Raw genomic sequence first — 5,927 nt, forward strand, 5'->3', positions numbered from 1 at the left:
CGCTCCGGCAGCTCGGCGCCGAGCTGGTCGAAGTGCCGGCCGTTCCCTACAAGAACCCCAACAATTACGTGAAGTATTCGGGCCGCCTCGCCAGGGCCATGGGTGCGCTGTGGGCCAACCAGTTCGACAATGTGGCCAACCGCCGGGCCCATATCGAGACCACGGCGCCCGAAATCTGGGCGCAAACCGATGGCAAGGTCGATGGCTTCGTGGCCGCGGTGGGCTCCGGCGGCACGCTGGCGGGGGTCTCCATGGGCCTCAAGGACCGGAACCCGAAGGTGAGGATCGCGCTCGCCGATCCGATGGGCGCCGCGCTCTACAACTGGTACAAGCATGGCGAGCTCAAGGCCGAGGGCTCGTCGATCACCGAAGGCATCGGCCAGGGCCGCATCACCGCCAATCTCGAGGGCGCTGTCGTCGATGATGCCTTCCAGATCCCGGATGCGGAAGCTATTCCCATCGCCTTTGATCTTCTCCAGCATGAGGGCCTGTGCATGGGTGGCTCGACGGGGGTCAATGTGGGCGGCGCCATGAGGCTCGCCCGGCAGCTGGGTCCGGGCCACACCATCGTGACCATCCTCTGCGATTATGGCACCCGCTATGCCTCCAAGCTGTTCAACCCGGCCTTCCTGCGCGAGAAGAACCTGCCCGTTCCGGCCTGGCTCGAGAAGGTTCCGCAAGTACCCGACGTGACCGAGGCGGTGCCGGCGTGAGCGCCGCGCTGCTGTTCCGCGACGATGCCTTCCTGAAGGAATGCGCGGCCACCGTCACCGGCATCAATGAGCAGGGCGGCATCCGGCTCGACCGCACGGTGTTCTACGCCACCGCCGGCGGCCAGCCGGGCGACCGGGGTGTGATCCGCTGGGATGGCGGCCAGGCGGAAATCGCCACCACCGTCTATGACGAGGCCAAGGACGTGGTGCATGTGCCGCGCGAAGGCCAGGCCCTGCCGCCCATCGGCGCCGGGGTGACGGCGGCGCTCGACTGGGCGAGCCGCTACCGCAACATGCGGGCCCACACGCTGATGCATCTCCTCTGCGCCGCCGTCCCCTTCCCCGTCACCGGCGGGGCGATCGGCGAGGATGGCGGGCGCATCGATTTCGATATCCCGGAAGGCCAGATCCCGGACAAGGCAACGCTTGGCGAAACGCTGAACCGGCTCGTCGCGGAGGATCATCCCGTGTCGTTCCGCTGGATTTCGGATGAGGAGATGGCCGCCAACCAGCACCTGATCCGCACCATGTCGGTGAAGCCGCCGGTGGGCACCGGCCGGGTGCGCCTCGTGATGATCGGCGCGGACGGCAAGGTCGACCTTCAGCCCTGCGGCGGCACGCATGTTTCTTCCACCGCCGCCATCGGCCCTGTGGCGGTGGCGAGGATCGAGAACAAGGGCAAGATCAACCGGCGCATCCGCGTGGTGTTCCAATGACCGGCGATGTCGTTTCGACGGCGTGGCTGGCCGCGCATCTCTCATCGCCGGACATCGCCATCCTCGATGCGTCCTGGCACCTTCCTGCCGCGGGGCGCGATGCCAGGCAGGAATTCCTCGACGGCCACATTCCGGGCGCGCGCTTCTTCGACATCGACGAGCTGTCCGACACGTCGTCTCCCCTGCCGCACATGCTGCCGGCGCCGGAGAAATTCGCCTCGCGCATGCGCAAGATGGGGGTGGGCGACGGCAAGCGGGTGATCGCCTATGATTCGGTGGGCCTGTTCTCCGCCGCGCGCTGCTGGTGGATGTTCAAGGTGATGGGCCATGACGATGTGGCGGTGCTCGACGGCGGCCTGCGCAAGTGGAAGGCCGAGGGCCACCCGCTGGAAGACGGCGCGCCGCCCCCCGCACAGGAGCGGCATTTCACCGCCCGCTTCCGCGGCATGATGGTGAAGGACATGGCCAGCGTTGCCGCGGCACTGGAGTCGGGCGCCGCCCAGGTGGCTGACGCGCGCTCGGGCACGCGCTTCCGCGGCGAGGAGATGGAGCCCCGGCTAGGCGTGCGCCCCGGCCACATGCCGGGCGCCAGGAATGTGCATTACGCCAGCCTGCTCAACCCGGACGGCACGCTCAAATCACCCGCCGAAATCGAGGCCCTGTTCAGGGCGGCCGGCATCGATGTGGCCAGGCCGGTGATCACCTCCTGCGGCTCGGGCGTTACCGCGGCAATTCTCACCCTGGCGCTCACGCTCATCGGCGCCAGGGACCACGCGCTCTATGACGGCTCCTGGGCGGAATGGGGCGGCACGCCGGGGGCGCCTGTGGCAATGGGAGACTGAGCTCTACCGCAACGGCGGCGCATACAGCAGGCCGCCCTGGCTCCACAGCGCATTGAGGCCGCGGTTGATGGCCAGCGGCGTCTCCGGCCCGAGGTTGCGCGCGAAAATCTCGCCGTAGTTGCCGGTGGCCGAAAGCATGCGCAACGCCCAATCCGCATCGAGGCCCATGTCGGGGCCGAAGCTTCCCTCGGCGCCCAGCAGGCGGCGCACGGCGGGGTTCCTGGAATCTGACTTGAGCGCCGCGGCATTGCCTTGAGTCACCTCAAGTTCCTCGGCGTTGATGAGCGCGAACAGCACCCAGCGCACGATCGTGAACCATTGCTCATCGCCCTGGCGCACGGCGGGGCCCAGCGGCTCCTTCGAGATCACGTCCGGCAGCACCAGGGCGTCATCGGGATTGCCGAGCCTGAGGCGCACCGCATAGAGTTGCGAGACATCCGCCGTGTAGGTGTCGCATTTGCCGGCATCGAAACCGGCGACCAGCTCATCGAGGCTGGCATAGGTCACCGGCGTATAGGCCATGTCTTTCTCGCGGAAGAAATCCGCGACATTGGCCTCGGTCGTCGTACCGCTCAGGAAACAGATCGCGGCCCCCGACATCTGCAGCGCCGAGGTGACGCCCAGAAGCTTCTTCACGATGAAGCCCTGGCCATCATGATAGGACACGCCCACGAAGCGCAGCGGAAGCTTCGTCTCGCGCTCCATGGTCCAGGTGGTGTTGCGGGCGAGGACGTCGATCGCGCCGGAGGCAAGCTTGTCAAACCGGTCCTGCGTGCCGACGGGCACGAAACTGACCTTCGCGGCATCGCCCAGCACCGCGGCGGCAAGCGCCCGGCAGAAATCCACGTCGAAGCCCGCCCACGCGCCGTCGCTGCCCCTGGCCGCGAAACCGGCGAGACCCTGATTGACCCCGCAATTAAGCGTGCCGCGGGCCTTCACATCGGCAAGCGTTGCGGCGCGCGCGCCTTCTTGCGCCAGCCCCGGAAGCAGGGCCGCCGCAACGGCCAGCGCCGTCAGAAGCCGTTTCACGGGCGCTTCCGCCAGGCCTCAGCGCACCGGCGGCGCGTATTGCAGGCCGCCATCGCTCCACAGCGCGTTCTTGCCGCGCGCGATCTTGAGCGGCGAATTGGCGCCCACATTGCGCTCGAAAATCTCGCCGTAATTGCCAACCGCCTTGATTGCGTTCTCGGCCCAGCTCTCTTCGAGGCCGATGCCGGTGCCGAAGCCCGCCGAGGTGCCGTCCTCCCCCGGCACGCCCAGCAGGCGCTTGACCTGCGGGTCCTTGGAGGTGGTCTTGATCTGCTCGACATTCTGCGAGGTGATGCCCAGTTCCTCGGCGTTGACGAGCGCGAAATAGGTCCATTTGACAATGTTGAACCAGGCATCGTCGCCCTGCCGAACCACCGGGCCCAAGGGCTCCTTGGAAATGATCTCCGGCAGCACGATGTGGTCATCGGGGTTGGTGAACTTCAGGCGCTGCGCATAAAGGCCGGACTGGTCCGTCGAATAGGCGTCGCAGCGGCCGTCCTGATAGGCGGCCAGCGCATCATCGTTCTTTTCATAGGTGACGAGCTTGTATTCCATGTTGTTCGACGAGAAGAAGTCCGCGAGATTGAGCTCGGTCGTCGTGCCGGACTGGGTGCAGACCGTGGCCCCGGCGAGATCCATCGCGGATTTGACGTTGGGCAGCTTGGTCTTGTTGATCATGAAACCCTGGCCGTCATAATACATGATGCCGGCGAACTTGAGGCCAGACGACGTATCGCGGCTCATCGTCCAGGTGGTGTTGCGCGACAGGATGTCGATGTCGCCCGACTGCAGCGCGGTGAAACGCTCCTTGGCCGAGAGCGGCGTGAACTTTACTTTCGAGGCATCGCCGAGCACCGCGGCGGCGACGGCGCGGCAGAAATCAACGTCCATGCCGGTCCAGTTGTTTTGGGAGTCAGGCACCGAGAATCCGGGGAGGCCCGTGCTGACCCCGCACAGCACCGCATCGCGCTGGCGCACCTCGTCCAGCGTTCCGGCCGAGGCCGCGCCCGCCGCAACCAGGCTTACAGCCGCGCCAAACAGGAAGGAAAGAAGCTTGTTGGTCATCGCATATCCTCGTTTTAACAGCGCCGCCCCGGCATTGCCCGGCGGGTCTAGCATGATTTGGAGACAAACGGAAATGGGCGGCAAGTCAAGGACAAAGCAGCCGTTCCACAGCCGCGGCAAGGGCCTCCGCCGTCACCGCCGTCGCGGTTTCGGGCTTGTGCGGACGGGCGATCATGATGACCGGAATGCGCAAGGCCCGCGCCGCCAGCAGCTTGGCGGCCAGCGGCGCACCGCCGGCGTTCTTGCTCACCACATGGCTGATCGCCGCGCCGCGAATCAGGTGCATCTCCGCTTCGAGGCTGAAGGGCGGCCGCTCGCGCAGCAGCCGCCAGCCGGGCGGCACGGCGGCATCGGGCGGCTCGATGCAGCGGATGACGCCGGAAAGGCCGGGCCGCTCGAAGAACGGCGCGAGCTGCCGGCGTCCGATGGTGAGCAGCACCCGCGCGCCATCGGCAAGCGCCGCGGCAGCCGCCGCGGCATCGGTGACGGTGGTCCAGTTGTCCTCCGCCGAGGGCTGCCAGGCCGGGCGCTCCAGCCGCAACAGCGGCAGTCCCAGTGTTTCGCAGGCGGCATGGGCGTGGCCTGAGATACGCGCCGCGAAGGGGTGTGTGGCATCGATGACGACGGCGACCGGCTGGCGCGCCAGGTAGTCGCCGAGGCCAGCGGCGCCGCCAAAACCGCCGCGCCGGATTTCTCCCGGCGGCAGCACCGGATCGGTGGTGACGCCGGCGAGCGAGGTGATGACCTTGTAGCCGCGCGTGGTGAGCAGCCCGGCCAGTTCGCGCGCGTCACGGGTGCCGCCGAGGATCAGCACAGCCTCACGCGGCATGGGCGATGATCTCTCCCTGGCGCGAGACCACGATCACATCGGCCGTGACCGGTGCGGCCCCGAGTGCGTGGCGCACCGTGGCGAGACCCGCTTCCGCCACGCGCTGGGCGAGCCCGGTTCCCGCCGCCATCTCGAGGACCGCGAGCGCGCTGTTGGCGGCCAGCACATCGGCGCGCGGCAGGTCCGGGGCCAGATCCGCCAGCCATGCGAAGTCGACCTGCGAGCGCCCGGAATGGAGATCGAGCGCCCCCTGCCCCAGCTTGACGATCTTGCCGAAGCCGCCGCCGATCGTCAGGCGCGGCACCGGATGGGTGCGCAGATACTTGATCAGTCCGCCCGCGAAATCGCCCATGTCGAGCATGGCCTCGAGCGGCAGGTCATAGCGCCGCCGCACCGCCGCCTCGGAGGTCGAGCCGGTGCAGCCCGCCACATGGCCGAGCCCCATGGCGCGGGCCACGTCGATGCCGCGGTAGATGGAGGCAATCCAGGCCGCGCAGGAAAACGGATTGACGATGCCGGTGGTGCCGAGAATGGAGAGCCCGCCCAGAATGCCGAGCCGCGGGTTCCAGGTCTTCTCCGCCAGCGCCTCGCCGCCGGGAATGGAAATCTCGATTTCGGCGGCCGTGCCGCCCAGTTCGGCGATCGCCGCCGCCATCATCTGGCGCGGTACCGGGTTGATGGCGGGTTCGCCCGGCGCGATGGGAAGCCCGGCGCGGGTGACCGTTCCCACCCC

The 5,927-nt window shown here is 67.7% G+C and carries 7 protein-coding genes; 3 read left to right on the forward strand and 4 right to left on the reverse strand.

Features of this window, described 5'->3' with window-relative positions:
• The 3 genes from ACKOED_RS15160 to sseA form a co-directional block, all read left to right on the forward strand.
• Positions 1-713, forward strand: a 713-nt coding sequence (locus ACKOED_RS15160; RefSeq protein WP_408917459.1) for a cysteine synthase A, incomplete at its 5' end; no start/stop codon positions are given.
• The gene (locus tag ACKOED_RS15165) at positions 710-1,429 is read left to right on the forward strand and encodes an alanyl-tRNA editing protein (RefSeq protein ID WP_408917460.1); all 720 of its coding nucleotides are present in this window, start codon (positions 710-712) and stop codon (positions 1,427-1,429) included. The genes ACKOED_RS15160 and ACKOED_RS15165, both read left to right, overlap by 4 nt.
• Positions 1,426-2,271 (forward strand): 3-mercaptopyruvate sulfurtransferase, encoded by an 846-nt coding sequence (sseA, locus tag ACKOED_RS15170; protein ID WP_408917461.1) that lies wholly within the window; start codon positions 1,426-1,428, stop codon positions 2,269-2,271. Before ACKOED_RS15165 ends, sseA begins: the two co-directional genes overlap by 4 nt.
• Positions 2,272-2,274: 3 nt before the next feature.
• Here the strand turns inward: sseA and ACKOED_RS15175 are convergent, their stop codons facing one another.
• The 4 genes from ACKOED_RS15175 to cbiD all read right to left on the reverse strand — a co-directional run.
• The gene (locus tag ACKOED_RS15175; RefSeq protein WP_408917462.1) at positions 2,275-3,300 is read right to left on the reverse strand and encodes an amino acid ABC transporter substrate-binding protein; all 1,026 of its coding nucleotides are present in this window, start codon (positions 3,298-3,300) and stop codon (positions 2,275-2,277) included.
• Positions 3,301-3,318: 18 nt separating this feature from the next.
• Positions 3,319-4,365 carry an amino acid ABC transporter substrate-binding protein gene (locus ACKOED_RS15180; RefSeq protein ID WP_408917463.1) on the reverse strand — a complete coding sequence of 349 codons (1,047 nt, stop codon included), beginning with the start codon at positions 4,363-4,365 and terminating at the stop codon, positions 3,319-3,321.
• A gap of 85 nt (positions 4,366-4,450) precedes the next feature.
• The gene (locus ACKOED_RS15185; RefSeq protein WP_408917464.1) at positions 4,451-5,194 is read right to left on the reverse strand and encodes a cobalt-precorrin-6A reductase; all 744 of its coding nucleotides are present in this window, start codon (positions 5,192-5,194) and stop codon (positions 4,451-4,453) included.
• The coding region (gene cbiD / locus ACKOED_RS15190; RefSeq protein WP_408917465.1) for a cobalt-precorrin-5B (C(1))-methyltransferase CbiD at positions 5,184-5,927 on the reverse strand (744 nt) is incomplete at its 5' end. The genes ACKOED_RS15185 and cbiD, both read right to left, overlap by 11 nt.

The sequence above is a fragment of the Aestuariivirga sp. genome, assembly GCF_046093005.1.
Taxonomy (GTDB): domain Bacteria; phylum Pseudomonadota; class Alphaproteobacteria; order Rhizobiales; family Aestuariivirgaceae; genus Aestuariivirga.

Bases quoted from the DNA above. Each gene is read 5' to 3' on its own strand.
- ACKOED_RS15180 (WP_408917463.1), bottom strand. From the start codon at position 4,365: ATGACCAACAAGCTTCTTTCCTTCCTGTTTGGCGCGGCTGTAAGCCTG.
- ACKOED_RS15185 (WP_408917464.1), bottom strand. From the start codon at position 5,194: ATGCCGCGTGAGGCTGTGCTGATCCTCGGCGGCACCCGTGACGCGCGC.
- sseA (WP_408917461.1), top strand. From the start codon at position 1,426: ATGACCGGCGATGTCGTTTCGACGGCGTGGCTGGCCGCGCATCTCTCA.